Source organism: Mesotoga infera (assembly GCA_011045915.1).
Taxonomy (GTDB): domain Bacteria; phylum Thermotogota; class Thermotogae; order Petrotogales; family Kosmotogaceae; genus Mesotoga; species Mesotoga infera_D.
Genome location: DSBT01000299.1, coordinates 1 through 1,747, shown reverse-complemented (window position 1 = coordinate 1,747; position 1,747 = coordinate 1). Strand labels below are relative to the sequence as shown.

General features: G+C 43.0%; 1 protein-coding gene. It reads left to right on the top strand.

The genetic code is table 11. The features are described from left to right. The first annotated feature begins 297 nt into the window (after positions 1-297). A complete protein-coding gene (locus ENN47_09645) occupies positions 298-1,461 on the top strand; it encodes an ATP-binding protein (GenBank protein HDP78426.1) in 1,164 nt (387 codons plus the stop codon). The last annotated feature ends 286 nt before the right edge of the window (positions 1,462-1,747 follow it).

Below are 1,747 nucleotides of genomic sequence, written 5' to 3'. Positions count from 1 at the left end.
CTGAGAGGCGATGTACGCTGAAAATCAGTTGTAAGTTGTGAGTTCTAAGTTGCAGCCAAAAGCGAAGAAACGTCAAATGCCGTCATTCCGACAAAGCTCCAGGTCGGAATCATGATGATGCTGCTTCATTGCTCTAACCAAGAACGAAGAACAGATCCTCGCTCTGGAACTAAGAACAGGTTTCTTTCGAAGGACGCCGAACAGCTTCTGTCTCTCTCTGAAATTGTTGTTTCCGTGTTGTGGTGGAACGAATATATGCTAATATAGTTTCATAGCGAAACGGCAGGAGATGATTGGTTGAATGCAGACGAGTTAGTTCAGTCACTCGAAGAGATACAGAAGAGAAAGGAAATGGAGCTCCCTTCAAGACTGAGACCTTACTTCGACAAAATACAGATGAAGAACAGGGCAGTACTTGTTTTTGGCCCAAGAGGAGTTGGAAAAACCACCTTTCTTCTGAACAGATTTAGGGAGAGAAAAGTACTCTACGTTTCGGCCGACAACCCTCTTGTTTCCACTAGTGACATATGGAATATAGCAAAGACGGCCTTTGTAAGGGGTTATGAGGGGATAATAGTGGATGAAGCTCACTACGCAAAAGATTGGAGCATTCATCTCAAGGCCCTCTACGATTCCTATCCAGGAAAGCTTGTAATAGCTAGCGATAGCAGCAGCCTAGTATTAAGACAGGGGATCGCAGATCTATCAAGAAGATTCTCTAGGGTTCAAATCCCTCTAATGTCTTTGAGAGAATACATATTTCTTAGAGACGGAATATTGCTGCCGGAACTAGAACCATTCTCTCCTGAGAGTTCGGCAGTTAAAGAGATAATAAACGGTACGAACGTACTTTCTGCTTTTGAAGAGTATCTTGAGCGAGGATTCAGACCGTCTTACATGGAATGGGACTTTCGAGAGCAAATAGAACGCATTATCGAAAAAACACTACATGGAGATGTTCCGTTCTTCGTTCCCCAAATCTCAGATATTCACTTCAGGCTAATGAATGCCGTTGTTGGGTTCTTGGCGATTTCAAAAGTACCAACACTGAACATAGAGAGAATGTGTAGAGACTGGGGTATAGGGAAGAGAAAGCTCTATGAACTTCTTACTGTAATGAATGCAACAGGAGTAATCAGAATAGTATATAGAGAGAATGATAATCGAACTTTCTCCAAGGGTGAGAAAATATTCTTTGGCGACCCTGCTTTCTACTCAATTGGTACAGGAAATATTGGAACAAGAAGAGAAGCCTATGTGGCACAATCCTTCGAAGATTCGGGTAAAAGAATCTTTGCCTGTGTGGATGAGCGAAACGGAGATTTCTCTGTAGATGGGAAGATCATTGAAGTGGGAGGAAGGAGCAAAAAACCAAAGAAAGCCGAGTTCGTGATAAGAGACGATACGGATTTGCCCTATTCAAACTCGATTCCAATGTGGACACTTGGATTTCAATACTGACATTAACTCATAGTTAGCCTGCGGGCTCTCTCTAGGACCTGCTGATCGCTGTAAAAAAAGGTTCGCCGTTGATCGTTCAAGAGGAAAAAAATCTGTTCTTCGTTTCAGAGCAATGATCTGTTCCTCGTTCTTGGTAAAGATCACATTGTGAGAGGATGCAGATCCTTGCCAGAAGCCCGCCAGATAACACGAAGCAAGAAAAGACTGTCATCCCAATATGCAACTGATTGGGATCTCGCTCTTCCTAACCAAGTTTCGATAACCCGCTTCTATCAACCCGATCTTT